This is a genomic window from Streptomyces cavernae (assembly GCF_004023625.1).
Lineage (GTDB): Bacteria > Actinomycetota > Actinomycetes > Streptomycetales > Streptomycetaceae > Streptomyces > Streptomyces cavernae.
The window spans coordinates 26844-46248 of the sequence record NZ_RPDJ01000008.1 but is presented as its reverse complement, the minus strand read 5'-3'; the positions used below and the strand labels follow the sequence as shown (position 1 = coordinate 46248).

Sequence of the window (19405 nt, the reverse complement as noted above, 5' to 3'; positions counted from 1 at the left end):
TTCACTCCGCGGACGAAGGCGCGTCCGGTTCACTCGCGGCAGCCGGCCGCACCGGACAGCCAAGGACGCCGGGCACGGGCGTGGTGCCGAGTTCGGACACCCGGTATCCGTCGGGGTACCCCTTGATCTCCCAGTTCTGGCGTGCGAAGTGCGGGGCGCGGCGCGGCGGCAGCAGGCGTACGAACCGGCCGCGGGCCCGTACCGCGCGGCGGACCAGGGTGCGGGTGGCGGCTGCGGGCGGCTCGTAGCGGAAGGCGCGCAGCAACGGCTCGTCGAGCAGTGCGACGGTCGTGGCGCGCAGCAGCGGGGCGAGGGGCCGCGGGTACCAGGAGGTCATGAGACCGAGGGTCGCGTCCGAGACTCGGCGTGCCCCCTCGTCCCATGCGAAGTGGGCCTTCTCGTAGCCGTCGAGCAGGGCTTCGAACTCCTCGTAGCTCTCGGGGATGTCCCGGATGCCCATGTGCCGGCCCAGCGTGCGGTAGTAGACGCTCGATGCGACGATCTCGTGCCGGGACAGCCTGCGCCAGCCGTAGGTGTCGATCCAGCGCCGGGGCATCACCACGAAGGTGGACAGCACGTAGCGCATGTCGTCGTTGCTGATGTCGTAGCTGCGGTGCATCTGGTTGATGCGGCGGATCGCCGTGCGGCCCTGGTCGCTGTCGAAGCCGTGCTCGACGACGGTGTCGAGCAGCAGCGAGGTGTCGTCGTAGCGCTTCTGTGTGCGGTCGGTGAGTTCGGCGGTCTCGGCGAGCAGACGGCCGATGCTGGGCACGGCGTACGTACGGTAGAGCGCCAGCTCGAGAGCGCGGGTGTAGTCCCAGGGGAACTCGTACGCGGCGGAGAGCCGGTAGATCTCCGGGGCGTCCTTCACCGGGTCGAGCCGCCTGATCCGCGCGAGCCTCTCGTAGCGCTTCACCGGGTTGTCCCCCTTCTGCCGTCGGAGCTTCAACTCTACGTTGAGTAGCGGCAGATGAACGATCAGCGAACCGTGTTGGGGGAAGGCGGACCGTATGTTCGGCAGACTGCGCAAGTTCTGGCTCGCTCGGGCTGCGGCGGAAGAGCCCCGCGAGGTGAAGCCGGCGCGTCCTCGGAAGCGTACGCACAACCTGTTCGAAGCGGCCGCCGACTACGTGTCGGCGTGCGCGGAGGACGATCGGGAGCGGATCGAGGAGGCCGCGGCGTGGGTCTCGCCGGAGGCGCTGTCCTTCGGGGTCAACGAGCTGGCGTGCCGTGCGGTGATGGCCCTCGCCCGGGAGCGGAACGAGTCGCCGCGAATGGTGGCGCGCGCGTTACTCGGGCTGCCCGCGGCCTGAGGGCGGACGGGTGGGCGGGCCGGTGGGGCCCGGGGTGCACGGCGGCCCCGTGACAATCGGCTCGGCCGCCCACTATGGTGCGCCGACGGACGAGTAACAAGTGGGGAGGCCGGGATGGCCGAGACGGACGAGACGCCCGTCGCCGCCGAGGACGACGCGCTGTTCGTACTGACGGCGGTACTGTTGACGCCCGCGCAGTTCCCCAGCGTGCTGGGCGACGACTATCCGGAGGCGTGCGCGGCGCTCGACCTCGCGCCCCACCCCGACGGGTACGGCCTGGTGCTCGGTCAGGACGGCGAGGGCGCGCGGTGGACGGTCGTGATCGACGACGTCTCGCTCGTGGCCGTCGCCATCGCGTCCTGGGACTGCGGTATGGAGTACGACCTGTCTCCGGACGACCGCAGCATGGTGGCGGCGCTGCCGGGGTGGCCGCTGGAGCTGGCGGTCGCCGCGCCGGGGGTGCCCGCACCGCACGACCCGGCGCCCGAGATCTCGGACCGTCCGCCGCTGCGTCCCCCGGACACCAGCGCCTGGGGTCCGGCGCAGCGCAGGCTGGGCGCCGACGAGATCGCGCTGCAGTGGGCCAGCTGGCGCGAACAGATCGACGACGACGCCTTCCTGTCCCCCGGCGGAGGATCCGCCGACGCCGAGGGCCCGGGCGGGCCCGGTGCCGATGGTGACGCCCCGGACGGGTCCGGATCACCGGGCGCAGGCGAGGCGGCGGCCGAGCACCGCGGCTCGGAGTCGGCGGACGGCCCGGGCGCCGGTGGGGGCACCGGGCACGGCGGCATCCGTCGGGTACTCGCGGAGGTGCGCGCGTACCTGGAGACCCCGCCGCCCCTGGGCCGGATCCGCTCGTCGTTCGCGCCGGGCGACGCGCGCACCCTGCGGGCCGACGGTCCCGGCTGGTCGATGGTGGCCAGGACCGACGACATCGCGTTCGTCCTCCTCGACGAGGAGCCCGGTGAGGTGCTGCCGGTGGGCCGCGGACCGGAGCTTCCGGGGCTGCTGGCGGCGCTCGACAAAATAGCGGTGCGCCCCCTCTGACCAGTGCCCCGACAGGCAGGCAACGTTTGCCCGTTGAGGAGCGGCGCCATAAAGGTCCCCCTGCGAGAAGAGCTTGGCGGAGCGTGCCGGGCGTCGCGACGGGGCGAACGTCGCCTGTCGGGGCGCCAGGCCACGGCGACCGCCTGATCCCGCCGGCCGGGTGCCCGGCGGGATCAGGCGCGGGGCGCCGCCGGCCTCAGCGGCCGATCTCCTTGCGGGTGACCCGGCGCAGCCTGCGCCGCTGCGAGGGGTCGAGGGTCAGATAGGCCGCGGCGGGCACTCCGAGGACTATGAGGAGGGCGGCCCACCAGGGCAGCCAGATCAACAGGAGCAGTCCGACCGCCGCTCCCCCTACGGCGATCTTCTGGTTCTTCGACATCTGCGTCGCCTCCTTCGCGGCCCGTGCCGCTCTCTGTCCTGAGAACGGCCCCGCGCTTTCCACGGTTCCGGGCCACGACCCTGATACGACCCTGAGGCCGGCCCCTCAGTCAACCCTGAGACGCTCCGCACCGAAGTGCTGTACTCTCGGTAAGGCGCCCAGTAGTCAAATTTGAGGAGTTAACCATCCCCGCGCATGGATCGGCCGCTGCCACCCCTTGCGAGATCTCCGAACTAGCCCGCTGCTGTGCCGTGTTCGTGCCCGGGGACCCGGCGCGCACCGGGATGGTCGCCTTCTGGCGCGCCGACGGGCCCGACGGCGCCGCGCCTCCCTCGGCGGGCGCCGGACCCGTGCGGGAGCTGACCGTCGTCGCCCCCGGGGACGACGGCGTCCGGCACGGTGTCCAGCAGATGACCGTCCCCGCCACGCTGCTGCCGGTACGGGCCGCTCTTCCGGTGCTCACGCGCGCGCGTGCCGCCGCGGAAACGCACCGGGCGACGGCGTTCTGGGGCGCGGCGTGCGTGCTCGCCCTGCAGTTCGTCGCCCGCGGGCTGCTGCTGCCCGGTCTGTCGGCCGGTGATCACGACGCGTGGCGCGTGGGGCCGCTCGGTGCCGACGACCTGCAGCTGATCCGCGAACTCGCCGCCGCGATGCCGCCCGAGGCACACGCCGTTCCGGCGGGTGACGGGGTGCCGCTGCGAATGCCCGACCCCGAGCGGCTGCTGCGCGGCTTCCTCGACGCCGTCGCCGACACCCTGCCGCGCTCCCCGGCGGCGGAGATCGCGGCGGGCGGCCCCGCCTTCGCCGCGCAGGCGCCCCAGCACGTGCCGGAGCAGCGGGCCTGGGCCGCGGACGTCGCCGCCGGACACGACGCGGGCGCACGGGTCTCCCTGCGGCTGGAGGTACCGGGACTGGATTCGGCGGAGCCGGACGAGACACGGTTGCCGTTCCGGGCGGTGGTGCAGGTGCACAGCGTCCGCGACCCGGGGCTCGTCGCGGACGCCGCCGAGGTGTGGGCCCGTTCGGACGCGTTCGCGCCGGGCGCCCGGATGGACGCCCTCCTCGCCCTGCGCCGCGCCGCCCGGGCCTGGCCCCCGCTGGCCCCGCTGCTCTCGGCGAGCGTGCCCGACGCGGTCGCACTCGCCGACGACGACGTCACCGAACTCCTCGGCGAGGGCGCCCGGTTGCTCGCGGGCGCGGGGGTGGACGTGCACTGGCCCAGGGAACTCGCCCACAGGCTCACGGCGCGAGCGGTCGTCGGCCCACCGGACGACGAACCGGTCGCGGACGTCCCGTCCATCCCGTCGTTCCTGTCCGCCGACGCCCTGCTCGCCTTCGGCTGGCGTTTCGCGCTCGGCGACCAGCGGCTCACGCGCGAGGAACTCGACCGCCTCGCGGAAGCGAACCGTCCGCTCGTGCGGCTGCGTGACCGCTGGGTCCTGGTCGATCCCCACGATGTGCGGCGCGCCCGCGACCAGCAGGACCACAAGGTCACACCCGTCGACGCGCTCAGCGCCGTTCTCACGGGTTCGGCGGACGTCGACGGACGCCGGGTGGACGTCGAACCCACCGGGTGGCTGGCGGCGCTGCGGGAGCGGCTGGCCGACCCGGTGGGGCAGGAACCCGTCGCGCAGCCCGCCGCGCTCGCCGCCACCCTGCGGGACTACCAGTTGCGGGGCCTCGGCTGGCTGGACACCATGACGTCGCTGGGCCTCGGCGGATGCCTCGCCGACGACATGGGACTGGGCAAGACGATCACACTGATCGCGCTGCACCTGCACCGGCAGGACCGGGAGCCGGGCCCCACCCTGGTCGTCTGCCCGACGTCCCTGCTCGGCAACTGGCAGCGCGAGACGGAGAGGTTCGCGCCGGGCACGCCCGTGCGCCGCTTCCACGGCCCCCGGCGCACCCTGGAGGACCTGTCCGACGGGGAGATCGTGCTCACCACGTACGGGACGATGCGGCTCGACGCGGCCAGGCTCGCTCAGACCGCGTGGGGCATGGTCGTCGCGGACGAGGCGCAGCACGTGAAGAACCCGTACTCGGACACGGCACGCGCGCTGCGCACGATCGACGCACGCGCGCGCGTGGCGCTGACGGGGACTCCGGTGGAGAACAACCTCTCCGAGCTGTGGGCGATCCTCGACTGGACGACACCGGGCCTGCTCGGCCGGCTCGGCACCTTCCGCACCCGGTACGCACATGCCGTCGAGGGCGGCGCGGACCCGGCTGCGGCGGACCGGCTCGCCCGGCTCGTCCGGCCCTTCCTGCTGCGCCGCCGCAAGTCGGACCCCGGCATCGCCCCCGAACTGCCGCCCAAGACCGAGACCGACCACGCCGTGTCACTGACCACGGAACAGGCGGGGCTGTACGAGGCCGTGGTCCGCGAGACACTCGCGGAGATCTCCGGCGCCGACGGCATGGCCCGCCGTGGACTCGTCGTGAAGCTGCTCACCGGACTCAAGCAGATCTGCAACCACCCGGCGCAGTACCTCAAGGAGGACCGTCCGAGGATCGCGGGCCGGTCCGGAAAGCTGGATCTGCTGGACGAACTGCTCGCGACCATCCTCTCCGAGGGGGCCGGCGTGCTGGTCTTCACCCAGTACGTGCGCATGGCGCGGCTGATCGAACGGCATCTGTCCGCGCGCGGGACGCCCTCGCAGTTCCTGCACGGCGGCACGCCGGTCGCCGAGCGCGAGGCCATGGTGCGGCGCTTCCAGGAAGGTGAAGTCCCCGTCTTCCTGTTGTCGCTGAAGGCCGCGGGCACCGGCCTGAACCTGACGCGGGCCGAGCACGTCGTCCACTACGACCGCTGGTGGAACCCCGCCGTCGAGGCACAGGCCACCGACCGCGCTTACCGCATCGGCCAGACACGGCCCGTCCAGGTGCACCGGATCGTGACGGAGGGAACCATCGAGGACCGCATCGCGGACATGCTGTCGCGCAAGCGCGCGCTGGCCGACGCCGTGCTCGGCTCCGGCGAGGCGGCGCTCACCGAACTGACCGACGCCGAGCTGGCCGACCTGGTGGAACTGCGCGGAGGTGCTCGATGACCGGCTCGAACGAGGCCTACGACAGCGAAGCCCACGAGGGCGATCCCTACGGCGGCGAACGGTACGAGGGCGATTCGTATGGCGGAGAGGGCGCGCACTACGGGACGGAGCGCACGTTCGCCGCGCTGCCTCCCGCGCGTGGGGGTGGCTTCGCCCGGACGTGGTGGGGGCAGGCCTGGCTGAAGGCGCTGGAGGAGACGGCGCTGGATTCTCAGCAGTTGAAGGCGGGCCGCAGACTCGCGCGCGCGGGAGCCGTGGGCGCCGTCTCGGTACGCCCCGGACGCATCACCGCCGTGGTCCGGGACCGCGACCGCACCTCGCACCGCGCTGACGTCCTCCTCAAGGAGTTGTCCGAGGATCAGTGGGACCGGTTCCTCTGCATGGCCGTCGAGCGGGCCGGGCACATCGCGGCGCTCCTCGACCGTGACATGCCGCCGCACCTGGTCGAGGACGCGGCGGCGGCCGGAGTGGAACTGCTCCCGGGCCTGGGCGACTTGGAGCCGGAGTGCGACTGCGGCGCCTGGGACCACTGCGGGCACACCGCGGCCCTCTGCTACCAGTTGGCGCGCCTGCTGGACCAGGATCCGTTCGTGCTGCTGCTGTTGCGGGGGCGCGGTGAGCGGGCCCTGCTGGACGAACTGCAGGTCCGCAGTGTCGTCGGGGAGGCGCCCGAGGAGGCGGCGCAGGAGGGCGTGGACGCCGCGGAGGCGTACGCGGCGGGGGCGATCCTGCCGCCGCTGCCCGTGCCGCCTCCCGTGCCCGCCGCGGCCGGGCTACCGCCTTCCCTGGACACCGAGGTCCCTTCCGCCCCCGGGGTCGACTCCGATGCCCTGCACTTCCTCGCGACCCGCGCCGCCCGCGAGGCGCACCGCCTGCTGGTCGATGCGCTGCGGACCGACCAGGAAACGGGCGGACCCGGGTGGGAGGCCACGCTGACTCGGGAGTCGACGCCCACTGGGGAGTTGACGCCCACTGGGGAGTTGACGCCCGCCCAGGACGCCGTCCGCCTCGCCGCAGGTGCTCCCGGAGCGCTGGTGCACGAGCGGCTCGCACGCGGCTCGGGGCGCACCTCCGACGGTCTCGCCCTGGCCGTCCGGGCCTGGGAGTACGGGGGCGCCGCCGCACTGTCCGTTCTGGAGGAGGAGTGGGCTGTGGAGGGCGATGCCCTGGCACGCGCGCGTGCGGCGCTGGATGCGGCATGGGACGAGGGCACCCGGCCGCAGCTGCGCGCCACCCGCAACCGCTGGACCGTCACCGGCGGGCAGACGCAGCTGCGCCTGGGCCGGGACGGCCGCTGGTGGCCGTACCGCAAGGAGCTGGGCCGCTGGGTGCCCGCGGGTCCTGCGGTGCAGGATCCGGCGACGGCACTGGGATCGCTGTAGCCGATCCCGCCCACGGGCGGTATGCGACGCTCAACGCTGGAGCGGGCGCGGGGACTTGATCCAGTGACCGTCAGCGGTGGCTGTGGTATCGGCCGGGACGGTGGCGGCGGTGTGTCGTCGGCCGGGACGGTGGCGGCACTGCGCCGTCGGCCGGGTGGGCAGCGGCGCTGTGCGTCGGCGGAGCTGTGTCACAGGGCCGTCCCGGGAAAGCGACGGCCCGGACCGTCGACGGGACGGCCCGCCTTGCCGCCCCGGGACGGCAGCGGCCCCTCCTCGATGTACCGGCCGTGTCAACTCCCGTTCATCGTCCGGCCGTACGGCATTCGGCAGGGGAGCGAAATCTCGTTCCCCGTTCTCGCACCCCGCACCAGGAGGCCCGATGTCCTCGTACGCCGCCGGCCGGCGCCGCGCCCACCGTTCTGTCGCCGCGGGCGTTCCGCTCGCCCTGCTGGCCGCCCTCACGGCGTCCGGCACGGCGAGCGCCCACGGCTCCGACGCGCCGTCGGCGCGCGTCATCCGTACCGCCACGCTGGGCGACATCCCGCTCGGCGCGTTCAGCAACGGGCTGCTGCCGGGGACCGTCGGCGACGACCGGGGCGTCGATCTCGGCGGCATCGGCAGCGACATATACCCGGCGGGCCGCAAGGGCGAGTTCTGGACCGTGACCGACCGTGGCCCCAACGGCCAGATCAAGATCGACGGCACCAAGCGGCGCACCTTCCCCGTCCCGGGGTTCGATCCGGCCATCGTCCGGATCCGGGTCTCCGGGAAGACCGTTCGGGTCGTCGACGCGATCCCCCTCACCACGCGTTCCGGCAAGCCCGTCACCGGTCTGCCCAACCAGGCGGGGCGGGATGAGGCCCCGTACACCTACGACGCGCGTTCGCCGCTGACGTACGACCCGAACGGCGTGGACACCGAGGGCATCGTGCGGGCGGCGGACGGCACCTTCTGGCTTGTCGACGAGTACGGGCCTTCCCTGATCCACGTCTCCGCGCGCGGGAAGGTGCTCACCTGCTACGTGCCCAGAGGACTGCACCTGACCGGCACCGACTACCCGGTGGTGGAGGCGCTGCCCGCGATCCTGCTGCACCGTAAGGTCAACCGCGGCTTCGAGGGACTGGCCCAGCTTCCGGGCGGTGACCTGGTGTTGGCGGTGCAGAGCCCGCTGTCGGTGCCGGACCAGGCCGCCGGGGAAGCCTCGCTGACGACGCGTCTGCTGCGTTTCTCGCCCCGGGAGCGGGCCGTGACGGCGGAGTACGCGTACCGCTTCGACCCGGTGAACGTGGTCGACCCGAGCGAGGACGACCCCTCCGAGCTGAAGATCTCGTCCGTGGTGGCCATCGGGCGCGACCGGCTGCTGGTGGAGGAGCGCACCGACAAGGCCGCGCGCGTGCAGGTCGTGAGGCTGAGCCGCAGTGCGGACATCCTCGGCGGACGCTGGGACGACGACACGACGTCGCCCTCCCTGGAGCAGCTCGCCGATCCGGCGGCCTCCGGGGTGCCGGTGCTCGACAAGGGTCTGGTGGTCGACCTCGGCATGGTCCGGGGCGTGCCGGGCAAGATCGAGGGCATCGCGCGCGTGGACCACGACACGCTGGCTCTGATCAACGACAACGACTTCGGCATGACCGACGGGGCCGGCGCCTTCGACGCGCAGGGCCGCCTGGTGGACAGCGGTGTAGAGACCACGGTGACGTACGTGCGGCTCCCCCACGGCATCTGAGTCCGCGTCGCACACGCGCGCGTAGGTGGCTGCCCACGCGCGCGCGTGCCATGGCCGATGCACGCGTCCCGTCACACCCGCGCGCGTGCCATGGCCCAGAGGCGCGTCGTCGCCTGCGGGCGTGCGTGCCGTTTCCGGTGGGCGAGGGCGTGGCACATGGGCGTGGTGTGGCCCGCCGGCGTGAGCCGTTCTCAGGCCAGCGGCTTGTTCAGCTTGCGGTTGCCGCCGCCGGGTTCGGCGGACAGGCTGCAGGCCACCTTGTCGATGCCGAGCCGGTAGGACGCGGCGTCCGGATACTGCACCAGGGTGCCGCGCACCGTGTCGGGCGGCTGCGCGGCCGCCTTGCGCTGCAGGGTCTGCTCGCAGAGAGCCGATGCCGCCTTCCTCAGTGCTGCGTCGGACGTGTAGGTGCCTTCCAGTTCGGCCACCTTCACGACCTCGGCGTCGTGCGGCGCGCGGCAGGAGCGCCTGGCGGCCTGGCCCGGCTGGTTCGAGTCGGTGTCGAAGCAGTCGCCCGCGGCCAGCATGTAGTAGGGCACGGCGTCGTCGGCCGGTGCGGTGAACAGCGACTCGAGGTCGCTCGGCAACTCACTGGGCAGTTCGCTGGGCAGTTCACTGGGGAGCCCGCTGGGCAGGTTCGAGGGGAACTCGCTGGGCAGGGCCGTCGGGATGCTCAGGGAGGGGATCGGCGAGCGGCCGCCGCTCCCACTGCTCTCGGCGGGCGTACGGGGGTCCGACGAGTCGTTGCCGCTGGTGGCGACGAGTGCCACCACGGCGACAACGCCGAACGCGGCGAGGACGGCGAGGATCAGGAACAGCGTGTTGCGCCGCTTGCCGGGACCGCCACCCGGCCCGGTCCCGTGGCCGTAGGGCTCCGGCGGCTCCTGAGGCGGCCACCCGCCGCCACCTGAGCCGTCGCCCGGGGGCGGACCGTAACCGCCGGGAGGCGGGCCGTAGCCGCCGTGAGGCGGCTCTTCGGGAGGCGGACCCCAGCCCCCGGGCGGTGGATCGTAGCCCCCTGGCGGAGGACCGTGTCCGCCGGGCGGGGGGCCGTACCCCCCGGGAGGCGGACCGAAGCCGCCTCCCGAGGGCGGGCCCGAACCGCCGCCGCCCGGCGGTGGAGAGAATCCCGGCGGAGGAGGCTGGGGAGGCAACGGCGGCAGGCCCATGCGTCAAGCGTCGCCTCGATGCCGTCATCGCGCGACCCCCGCACGGAAGTTGATACGCAGCCGGGGCATGGACCGTACGATTCCGCGGCGCGGCCCCCGCACACGCGAACCGCCCGCCTCAGGGCGCCCACGAGCCCCGAGTCGACTCCCCGAGACGGGGCTCCGCGAGGCGGGGCCCCACGAGACGGGATTCCGCGAACCGGGACTCCGCGAGTTGCGGCTCCCCGGGTCAGCCTCGCGCGCCCAGCAGGTGGTCCATGGCCAACTGGTCGAGACGCTCGAAGGCCATGCCGCGGGCCGCGGCCGCCTCGACGTCGAACTCCTCGAAGGCCGTACGGTCCCCGAGCAGCGCCTGCAGGCCGTCCTCGGCGGTGGGCCTGGCCAGTTCGTCCAGGCGGGCGGCCCGCAGCGCCTCCTGTACCTCCGGATCGGCCCGGAAGGCGGCCGAACGCTCCTTGAGGATCAGGTAGTTGCGCATGCAGCCGGCCGCGGAGGCCCACACCCCGTCGAAGTCCTCGGTCCGCGGCGGCTTGAAGTCGAAGTGCCGCGGCCCCGTGTAACCGGCGTCCTCCAGGAGGTCGACCAGCCAGAACGCGGACCTCAGGTCACCGGCTCCGAAGCGGAGATCCTGGTCGTACTTGATGCCGGACTGGCCGTTGAGGTCGATGTGGAAGAGCTTGCCCGCCCACAGGGCCTGCGCGATGCCGTGCGGGAAGTTCAGTCCGGCCATCTGCTCATGGCCGACCTCGGGGTTGACTCCGTAGAGCTCCGGCCTCTCCAGGCGCTCGATGAACGCCAGGGCGTGGCCGACGGTGGGCAGCAGGATGTCGCCGCGCGGCTCGTTGGGCTTCGGCTCGATGGCGAAGCGCAGGTCGTAGCCCTGCGAGGTGACGTATTCACCGAGGAGGTCGAAGGCCTCCTTCATGCGGTCCAGGGCGGCGCGCACGTCCTTGGCGGCGCCGGATTCGGCACCCTCCCGGCCGCCCCAAGCGACATACGTCCGGGCGCCCAGTTCGACCGCGAGGTCGATGTTGCGGATCGTCTTGCGCAGCGCGTAGCGGCGTACGTCCCGGTCGTTGGCGGTGAAGGCGCCGTCCTTGAAGACGGGGTGGGTGAAGAGGTTGGTGGTGGCCATCGGCACCGTCATGCCGGTGGCGTCGAGGGCCTGCCGGAAGCGCTTGATGTGCGACTCGCGCTCGCTGTCGGAGGCGCCGAAGGGGATCAGGTCGTCGTCGTGGAAGGTCACTCCGTAGGCGCCGAGTTCCGACAGGCGCTGCACCGTCTCGACCGGGTCCAGGGCCCGCCGGGTGGCGTCGCCGAACGGGTCCCGGCCCTGCCAGCCGACGGTCCACAGGCCGAAGGTGAACCTGTCCTCGGGGGTGGGCTGGTAGTTCATGCCGCGGCTCCTTGATCGCTCGGATTACTCACTCCGACTATTTCGTCATGGCGGTTAACAAATTAGTATGCGGAGACATCTCTGGGAAGAGACCCTGTGTCCCGGGTCTCGGTACGCCCAGGCGTCCCGGGCCGGGAACCAGGCGTCCCGGGTCAGGGACAGGTGTTGAACCCCGGGTCCCGGCGGCCCGGGTACCCGATAGAGCAGGCCGGATCCCGCGGAGCGCGGAAGAGGGAGAGTCCGATGTCAGCAGCCGAGGGTCCGCTCGTCGTCGGTGTGGACACATCCACTCAGTCCACCAAGGCCCTGGTCGTCGACGCGTCGACGGGACGGGTGGTCGCGAGCGGGCAGGCACCGCACACCGTCTCCTCCGGGGCGGGCCGCGAGAGTGATCCACGGCAGTGGTGGGACGCGCTCTGCGAGGCGCTGCGCCAGTGCGGCGAACCCGCGCACGAGGCCGCGGCCGTGTCCGTCGGCGGTCAGCAGCACGGACTCGTCACGCTCGACGCGCAGGGCGATCCGGTACGTCCGGCGCTGCTGTGGAACGACGTGCGCTCGGCGCCGCAGGCACGCCGTCTCGTCGAGGAGCTTGGCGGTCCCAAGGCCTGGGCCGAGCGCACCGGCAGCGTCCCAGGGCCGTCTTTCACGGTCACCAAGTGGGCATGGCTCGCCGAGAACGAACCGGAGTCCGTCCGCGCAACCGCCGCCGTACGCCTGCCGCACGACTACCTCACCGAACGCCTCACCGGGCAGGGCACGACAGACCGGGGTGACGTGTCGGGCACGGGCTGGTGGGCCTCCGGCACCGAGTCGTACGACGAGGAGATCCTCGGCCATGTGGGCCTGGACCCGGCGCTGCTGCCCCGCGTGGTCCGCCCCGGCGAGATCGCCGGAACGGTGCGCGACAGCCATGACCTGCCCTTCTCCAAGGGCACGCTGGTCGCTCCCGGCACCGGTGACAACGCCGCCGCCGCGCTGGGCCTTGGACTGCGCCCCGGTACCGCGGTGCTGAGCCTCGGCACCTCCGGGACGGTGTACGCCGTCTCGACGCGCCGCCCCGCGGACCCGACCGGCACGGTGGCGGGCTTCGCCGACGCGCGCGGCGACTGGCTGCCGCTGGCCTGCACGCTGAACTGCACGCTCGCCGTCGACCGGGTGGCCGCGCTGCTGGGCCTGGACCGCGAGGCCGTCGAACCCGGCACCACGGTCACCCTGCTCCCCTACCTGGACGGCGAGCGCACCCCCGATCTGCCGCACGCGTCGGGGCTGCTGCACGGTCTGCGGCACGACACGACGGCGGGGCAGCTGCTGCAGGCCGCCTACGACGGCGCCGTGCACTCGCTGCTCGGCGCCCTCGATCTGGTGCTCGACGCGGACGCGGACCGCTCCGCGCCCCTCTTGCTCATCGGTGGCGGGGCACGCGGGGCGGCCTGGCAGCAGACCGTGCGACGGCTGTCGGGGCGGCCGGTGCAGGTGCCCGAGGCCAAGGAACTGGTGGCGCTCGGTGCCGCCGCGCAGGCGGCCGGGCTGCTGACCGGGGAGGACCCGGCCGCGGTCGCCCGCCGCTGGGACACGGCCAGGGGCCCCGTTCTCGACGCCGTGGAGCCCGACGAGGCGACCCTCGCCCGGATCGCCGGAGTACTCTCCGATGCGGCTCCCCTGCTGGAACGGGAGGCGGACCGGAGCTGAGCGGACCACGAACTGCCCGCCACGGGCCGTGGACGAACCACCCTAGAGGATTGACGGAGGCATGACCGGACCGCTGCACGAGGCCCACCCGACCAGCCCGGGTCGCCGGCTGCCCGACACCCAGCGGGGCATGCGCCGCCGCAACCTCGCACGGGTCATGCACACGGTCAACGCCGAGGGACCACTGTCCCGGGCCGCGGTCGCCTCGCACATCGGTCTGACCCGGGCCGCCGTCTCCACACTCGTGGACGAGCTGATCCGCTCGGGGCTCCTGGAGGAACTGGGCCCCGAGCGGCCGGGGCGCGTGGGACGGCCCGGCTCGGCACTGACGGTCAGCGGGAGCGGGCCGGCCGGGATCGGCGCCGAGGTGGGGGTCGACCATCTCGCGGTGTGCGCGGTCGATCTTCGGGGCGAGGTGCGTGCCCGTGCGGAACGGCACGGCCCCAACCGGGGCCGTGGACCGGCTGCGGTACTGGCGGAACTGAGCGCACTCGTACGGCAGGTGACCGCCGAGGCGGAGGGTGCGGGCCTGTGGCCCGCGGGCCTCGCCGTGGCCGTGCCCGGACTGGTGGCGCATGACGCCCGGACCGTCGTACGGGCCCCCAACCTCGACTGGCACGATGCGGATCTGGGCGCCCTGCTGCCCCGGGAGCTGCCGCTGACCGTGGACAACGAGGCCAACTTCGGTGGGCTCGCGGAACTCTGGCTCGGCGAGGCGACCCCACGCGACTTCCTGCATGTCTCGGCCGAGATCGGCATCGGTGCGGCGGTCGTCGTCGACGGGCGGTTGCTGCGCGGAACGCGCGGGTTCGCGGGCGAACTGGGACACGTTCCGATACGTCCGGAGGGCCCGCTCTGTGCATGCGGCGGGCGCGGCTGTCTCGAGCAGTACGCAGGCGAAGAGGCCGTACTGCGGGCGGCCGGCCTGGAACCGGGCGAGGACCGGATCGGATTGCTCGCGAAGCGTGCCGCCGACGGTGACCAGGACGTACGGCGGGCCCTGCGCGGCGCCGGAACCGCACTCGGTATCGCGCTGACCGGCGCCGTCAACCTCCTCGACCCGGAGGTGGTCGTGCTCGGCGGGGCGCTCGCGGGCCTTGCGCCATGGCTGCTCCCCTCACTGGAACGGGAGTTGGGCCGGCGTGCGGCGGGCCCGGCCTGTGTGGTGTCGGTCTCCCGGCTGGGGTCCGAGGGCCCGTTGCTCGGGGCGGCGCACTCCGTCGTCCGGGCGGTGCTGGACGATCCGGGGGCCGTCGCGGAGCGGGCTTGAGGCAACGCCCCGCCGCCGCGGTATGCGCGACCCGACGGGCCCGGCCACCCGTCCGGTAGGGCTGCGACTCGGCTGCAGGACAGCCGGCACAAGGTTTTCGCAAGATTCGCAGTGGACGCTCACCTTACGAGCCGTCAGGCGGCCTGCGGCAGGCGCTACTTGCCGCAGAGAACGCCGACGGCCCGTCCTTGTCCGCGCTGGCGAACCGGCCCCCCGGAGGGCCTCGCCCGTGGCAGCCGCACACGGGCTCCTCGACCGCCGTGAACGCTGCCTCCCACGAGAAAGGGCTGCACATGTTCCGTGAGAACCGAACCGCCGCCAAGCCCCGCACGTTTCGCAGGACCCTGACCGCGCTCACCCTCAGCGGGGCCGCCGCGGCACTCGGTCTCGTCGCACCGACCCCGGCGAGCGCCGCGCCCAACTGTCCGTCCAGCAACCTGTGCGCGTGGGACGGCGCCAATTACACCGGTAACCGTTGCACTTGGCGCAACGCCGACGACGACTGGCTCAGGGCACCCGCCATCTGCTCCTGGGCCGACGACCGGCCCGTCAAGTCGATCTTCAACAACGGCACGTCCAACGCGTACGAGGGCGTCCGTGTCTGGACGGGAGCTAACCGCACAGGGCTGACCGGCTGCCTGGCGCAGGGGCAGGGAAGTCCCGGAGGAACCCCGGGCAAGCTCAGGTCGCACAAGTGGGTCGCCGACTGCTGAGTGCACTGTCTGAAGGGCGGGGGCGCACCGAACGACAGCGCCACCGCCCGCGACCTGCTCACGGGCGAAGCAACACCCAAGGGACTGTTATGTCGACGCGCGCGTGAGCTCGTGAGCCCGCTGCCACAGTCGGGCACCGAGATCCGCGTCCGCGGCAGAGGGGCGCAGTGGCTCCGGCTCAAGCCGGTTGTAGAAGACGTTTCTCAGTTCGCTGCGGTCGGTGGTGGCGATCCTGATGATCGGCTCGGCGCCCTCCTCCGGTGACTGCGTCAGGCGCCGACCGATCAGGCTTGCCTTTGCTGCCGTGATCAGTGCGGAGTTGCGGTCGAGGCCGGATCGGACGGTGCCTGGGTGGAACGCAACAGCGGTCATTGTGTCCGGTGCCCGGCGGTTGATCTCGGCGGCATGTACGACACTTGCCAACTTCGAGGCGTTGTACGAGCGCATCCATGCGTAACGGCTCCGATTCTGATCCAGATCGTCCGGGTTGAGCTTGCCGAACCGATAGAGACTGGAGCTGGTGTTGATGACAAGGGCGGAGGGAGCCTGCAGGAGCTTTTCCCAGAGGAGCGATGTCAACAGGAAGGGTGAAAGGAAATTGACCTGCACGGTCAATTCATGACCGTCTGACGTCGTTTCCCGCTTCGGCGAAACGACGCCCGCGTTGTTGACCAGGATGTCTATCCGCGGTACGCCGGAGATCAGGTGCTGAGCGAGTTCGCGCACCTCGCTGAAGCGCGCGAAGTCCGCGGGAAGGGCGGTGCCACCGACTTCGTCGGCGACAGCGCGAGTTCGGGTCACCGCACGGCCCACGACTACGACTGACGCACCCATCGCGGCCATCCGCCGTGCCGCGGCCGCGCCGACGCCGGAACTGGCGCCGGTGACGACGGCGGTCAGGCCGTCAAGTGTTTCTGCTGCCATGGACCCGACGCTAGGTCCCGCGTTGCAGCGGATGAAGCGAGCCGCGACCCTGGTGCTGCCGGCACCAGGGTCCGTTGCTCGTTCCGGTTTAACCTTGCCCTCATGGATGACCGCACCGTGAATCTGCTGGGCGATTATCTGCGGGCCCGTCGCGAGCTGGTGCGTCCTGCGGATGTCGGTCTTCCTGAGACCGCACGTCGGCGCGTGCCCGGCCTGCGCCGCGAGGAAGTTGCGACTCTCGCCGGTATCAGCGTGGACTACTACCTCGGTCTCGAACAGGGCCGTGACCGGCGGCCGTCTGCGGAGATCCTCCGGGCGCTCGCTCAGGCTCTACGGCTCGACGAGTCCGCAACCACACACTTGTTCGCGCTCGCCAGTTCTGTCCCGCGTCTGCGCGGACGTGCTCGCCGCCATCGGGTGTCTCCCACCTTGGCTCGGCTGATCGACTCCTGGCCGGCGACGCCCGCGTTCGTGCAGACCCATACGTTCCTGGTGCTGGCGGCGAATCCGCTGGCCCAGTCCCTGTCGCCCGCGCACACACCGGGGACCAACCTCGTCCGGACCCTGTTCTTGGAGCCGGACAACTTCCTGATCGAACCGGATCCGCGTCAGGACATCGTGGCGTGCCTGCGCGGGCTGGCCGGCACGGATGCCGACGACCCGGACCTGGAAGCGCTGGTCGGCGAACTGTCCATGCGCAGCGAGAGCTTCCGGCGTCTCTGGGCCAGGCACGATGTCGGGGGCCGCACCAATGGCAGGGTAACGATCGCTCACCCGCGGGCCGGTACCCTCACGCTCGATCTCGAACGGTTTTCCGTGCCCTCCGCACCGGGACAGCAACTGGTGGTCTATTCCGCAGAGTCGGACAGCCGGTCACGTGAGGCACTGCGTCTGCTCGCGGAATCAGCCGCCTGACGCGATGCGGTCGCCGTCCTGCAGCGTCCTGACGAGTGGGCCGCGGGTGCACTGGGCCGTGGCGCGCAGGGGGGTGACGGCAAGGACGGCGGCGGCGAGCAGGCTGATGAAGGTCCAACGCGTCCAGGAGCTCCAGCAGGTGGTCTGGCCCTGAACGAGCGTCAATACCCGGGGCGCGGGCACGCTCGACAAGCTGAGAGTCAAAGCACCGGGGTCACTCCCACCCTTTCGAGCGGCCGAGTTGTCCACAGTTGCTCCGTTGTCCACCGATCCGGGCGATGCACCTTCTCCGCATCCGGCGAGCACCGTACCTTGAATGCGCCGGCCGACACCGTCCCCCACAACCGACCACCCGCTCCCCCAAGAACGAGGAAGGAAAGGCAGTTCAGGATGGACCGAGCAAGACCCTTTCCCAGCAGGCGGCGCATGCTCAAGGGCGCCGCGCTCGCCGCCGTACCGTACGCGTTACTCCCCGATCCGCCGGCCGACGCGCTGCCGCCTCCGGTGGACCACCCCTCCGCCGAGTGGGTCGCGGCGAGCACGGCGAACCACACACCCGCCGACCGGCCCACGACCCACCCCATCGACTTCGTGGTCATTCACGTCACCCAGACGTCGTACCGTACCGCGCTCTCCGTCTTCCAGAACCCGAAGAAGAAGGTCTCCGCCCACTACCTCGTACGGTCGGTCAACGGCAACATCGCGCAGTGCGTCCGTGAGCGCGACATCGCCTGGCACGCGGGCAACTGGGACTACAACACGCGCAGCGTCGGCATCGAGCACGAGGGCTGGGTCGACCAGCCGGGCTATTTCACCGACGCCCTCTACATGGCCTCCGCACGCCTCACCTCGGCCATCTGCGCCAGGTACGACATCCCGAAGGACCGAGCACACATCATCGGCCACTACGAGGTGCCGGAGAGCGACCACACGGACCCGGGACTCCACTGGGACTGGACGCGCTACATGAGACTGGTCAACTCCGTCCGACATGAGGGGGCGAGCCCTCGGCCCCCGGCATGACGAGCACTGCCGAACCGCTTGTCCGACGTGCTCCACAGAGCGACCATGTGCTCAGCCGCATCGCATTTCGGGGAGGCCCAGTGACCGATCCATGGGTGGCCCTGGAACCGGGCGCCGACCCCACCGAGCGGATCCGTGTGCTGCGTCGCGCCCACGAAACCTTCACCCAGGCGGGTACGGTGCCGCGGCCGGTGCGTTCCGTGGTGGCCGAATCCTGGCGGCGTTCGGCCCGTGCGAGCGTCAGTCCGGACGGCGCCGCGAGCGTGGACCTGACCGATGATGACCTCGGCGCGTACCGTGCCGAACACCCGTTGGCGAGAGTGATGCCCCTGTTCCGGGAACTGGTGGGAACGTTCGCGGCGGACGGCGAGCATCTACTGGCGGTGAGCGACGCGCAGTGCAGACTGCTCTGGGTCGAGGGGCATCCGGTCACCCGGCGGCGGGCTGCGCTGGTGAACTTCGTGCCGGGTGCGCGCTGGGCGGAGTCCCTGGTCGGGACGAACGCACCGGGTACGGCGATGGCCGTCGACCGGCCGGTGCAGGTGTTCTCGGCGGAGCACTTCATCCGCCAGGTCCAGCCGTGGACGTGCGCGGCCGCACCCGTGCACGATCCACGCACCGGACGGGTGCTGGGCGCCATAGACATCACCGGCGGGGACGGTCTCGCACATCCGCACAGCCTGGCCTTCGTGCAGGCTGTGGCGCGCGCCGCCGAGTCCCAGCTGGCGCTGCTGGACCCGGTGGGCAGCACGGCCGACGCGTTCGAACTCAGCGCGCTGGGCCGCGACGAGGCGCTGCTCGTCACGCCCGGCGGGAAGCTGAGGCTCAGTCGGCGGCACAGCGAGATCCTGTTGCTGCTGTCCCGGCATCCTGAGGGAATGACGGGCGACGAGTTGCTGTGCGCGCTGTACGAGGACGAGTCGGTGACGCCGGTGACGCTGCGCGCGGAACTGGCCCGGCTCAGGCGACTGCTGGGGCCGGAGGTCCTGGCTTCGCGGCCGTACCGGCTCACGGTTCCCGTCGAGTGCGATGTCGCGACGGTGGAGCGGCGGTTGGGTGCGGGGGCGGTCGCCGGAGCGGCCTCGGCATACACCGGTCCGCTGCTGCCGGGTTCCCAGGCGCCGGGGGTGACACGGCTGCGGCGGCGGCTCGAGGACGGTCTACGGGCCGCGCTCGTCGCACACGGCGACCCGGACCTGCTGGCGAACTGGGTCCACTCGTCCTGGGGCGAGGACGACCTCACCGTGTGGCGGGCGCTTGCGGCGCTGCGCCAGACGGCCACGGTGCGGGCGCGGTTGGCGGAGCTGGAGTCCGAACAATCGGCGGGTCTTGCGAGGACAGCCCACTGACGGACACCGGCCGACTGAGGTGCGGGTGACTTCTGCTGGGAGGAGGCGGGGTGGGGC

At 72.1% G+C, this 19405-nt stretch carries 17 protein-coding genes; 11 read left to right on the top strand and 6 right to left on the bottom strand.

The window, feature by feature from the left end; genetic code table 11:
- Window position 1 precedes the first annotated feature (1 nt).
- Window positions 2–916, bottom strand: a complete 915-nt coding sequence (locus EF387_RS20365; protein ID WP_128378031.1) for an oxygenase MpaB family protein — start codon at window positions 914–916, stop codon at window positions 2–4.
- Window positions 917–1010: 94 nt separating this feature from the next.
- Between EF387_RS20365 and EF387_RS20360 the strand changes: the two genes are divergently transcribed.
- Window positions 1011–1313, top strand: coding sequence for a hypothetical protein (locus tag EF387_RS20360; RefSeq protein WP_128378030.1), 303 nt, complete (start codon window positions 1011–1013; stop codon window positions 1311–1313).
- A 114-nt stretch (window positions 1314–1427) separates the two neighbouring features.
- Entirely contained in the window at window positions 1428–2360 is a 933-nt protein-coding gene (locus EF387_RS20355) for a hypothetical protein (RefSeq protein ID WP_128378029.1), read from the top strand.
- Between the two features lie 196 nt (window positions 2361–2556).
- Here the strand turns inward: EF387_RS20355 and EF387_RS20350 are convergent, their stop codons facing one another.
- Complete coding sequence (locus EF387_RS20350; RefSeq protein ID WP_128378028.1) at window positions 2557–2739, bottom strand: hypothetical protein; 183 nt, start codon at window positions 2737–2739, stop codon at window positions 2557–2559.
- Window positions 2740–3023: 284 nt separating this feature from the next.
- Between EF387_RS20350 and EF387_RS20345 the strand changes: the two genes are divergently transcribed.
- The 3 genes from EF387_RS20345 to EF387_RS20335 all read left to right on the top strand — a co-directional run bounded on the left by EF387_RS20345 (window position 3024) and on the right by EF387_RS20335 (window position 8900).
- The gene (locus tag EF387_RS20345) at window positions 3024–5792 is read left to right on the top strand and encodes a DEAD/DEAH box helicase (RefSeq protein WP_238431625.1); all 2769 of its coding nucleotides are present in this window, start codon (window positions 3024–3026) and stop codon (window positions 5790–5792) included.
- Window positions 5789–7174 (top strand): SWIM zinc finger family protein, encoded by a 1386-nt coding sequence (locus EF387_RS20340; protein WP_238431607.1) that lies wholly within the window; start codon window positions 5789–5791, stop codon window positions 7172–7174. Before EF387_RS20345 ends, EF387_RS20340 begins: the two co-directional genes overlap by 4 nt.
- 379 nt (window positions 7175–7553) lie before the next feature.
- On the top strand, window positions 7554–8900 hold the full coding sequence (locus EF387_RS20335; RefSeq protein WP_128378026.1) for an esterase-like activity of phytase family protein: 1347 nt from the start codon (window positions 7554–7556) through the stop codon (window positions 8898–8900).
- A gap of 191 nt (window positions 8901–9091) precedes the next feature.
- Here the strand turns inward: EF387_RS20335 and EF387_RS47500 are convergent, their stop codons facing one another.
- Both EF387_RS47500 and xylA read right to left on the bottom strand, forming a co-directional pair.
- Entirely contained in the window at window positions 9092–9673 is a 582-nt protein-coding gene (locus EF387_RS47500) for a hypothetical protein (protein ID WP_202918322.1), read from the bottom strand.
- A 625-nt stretch (window positions 9674–10298) separates the two neighbouring features.
- Window positions 10299–11465, bottom strand: a complete 1167-nt coding sequence (xylA, locus tag EF387_RS20320) for a xylose isomerase (protein WP_128378025.1) — start codon at window positions 11463–11465, stop codon at window positions 10299–10301.
- Between the two features lie 243 nt (window positions 11466–11708).
- On the opposite strand from xylA, the gene xylB reads away from it, so the two are divergent.
- From xylB to EF387_RS20305, 3 genes are all read left to right on the top strand, one after another.
- Entirely contained in the window at window positions 11709–13154 is a 1446-nt protein-coding gene (gene xylB / locus EF387_RS20315) for a xylulokinase (RefSeq protein WP_128378024.1), read from the top strand.
- Between the two features lie 61 nt (window positions 13155–13215).
- Window positions 13216–14424: an ROK family transcriptional regulator gene (locus tag EF387_RS20310; RefSeq protein WP_128378023.1), complete on the top strand. Its 1209-nt coding sequence runs from the start codon at window positions 13216–13218 to the stop codon at window positions 14422–14424.
- Window positions 14425–14717: 293 nt separating this feature from the next.
- Window positions 14718–15137, top strand: a complete 420-nt coding sequence (locus EF387_RS20305; protein WP_128378022.1) for a peptidase inhibitor family I36 protein — start codon at window positions 14718–14720, stop codon at window positions 15135–15137.
- Window positions 15138–15224: 87 nt separating this feature from the next.
- On the opposite strand, the gene EF387_RS20300 is transcribed toward EF387_RS20305, so the two are convergent.
- Window positions 15225–16061, bottom strand: coding sequence for an SDR family NAD(P)-dependent oxidoreductase (locus EF387_RS20300; RefSeq protein ID WP_128378021.1), 837 nt, complete (start codon window positions 16059–16061; stop codon window positions 15225–15227).
- Window positions 16062–16163: 102 nt separating this feature from the next.
- Between EF387_RS20300 and EF387_RS20295 the strand changes: the two genes are divergently transcribed.
- On the top strand, window positions 16164–16976 hold the full coding sequence (locus EF387_RS20295) for a helix-turn-helix domain-containing protein (protein ID WP_128378020.1): 813 nt from the start codon (window positions 16164–16166) through the stop codon (window positions 16974–16976).
- Here the strand turns inward: EF387_RS20295 and EF387_RS20290 are convergent.
- On the bottom strand, window positions 16965–17159 hold the full coding sequence (locus EF387_RS20290; RefSeq protein WP_128378019.1) for a hypothetical protein: 195 nt from the start codon (window positions 17157–17159) through the stop codon (window positions 16965–16967). The two genes, EF387_RS20295 and EF387_RS20290, sit on opposite strands and share 12 nt — an antisense overlap.
- A 207-nt stretch (window positions 17160–17366) precedes the next feature.
- Here EF387_RS20290 and EF387_RS20285 point away from each other — a divergent pair, with 207 nt between their 5' ends.
- Window positions 17367–17999, top strand: a complete 633-nt coding sequence (locus tag EF387_RS20285) for an N-acetylmuramoyl-L-alanine amidase (RefSeq protein ID WP_128378018.1) — start codon at window positions 17367–17369, stop codon at window positions 17997–17999.
- Between the two features lie 80 nt (window positions 18000–18079).
- Window positions 18080–19348: a GAF domain-containing protein gene (locus EF387_RS20280; RefSeq protein ID WP_128378017.1), complete on the top strand. Its 1269-nt coding sequence runs from the start codon at window positions 18080–18082 to the stop codon at window positions 19346–19348.
- Window positions 19349–19405: the final 57 nt, after the last annotated feature.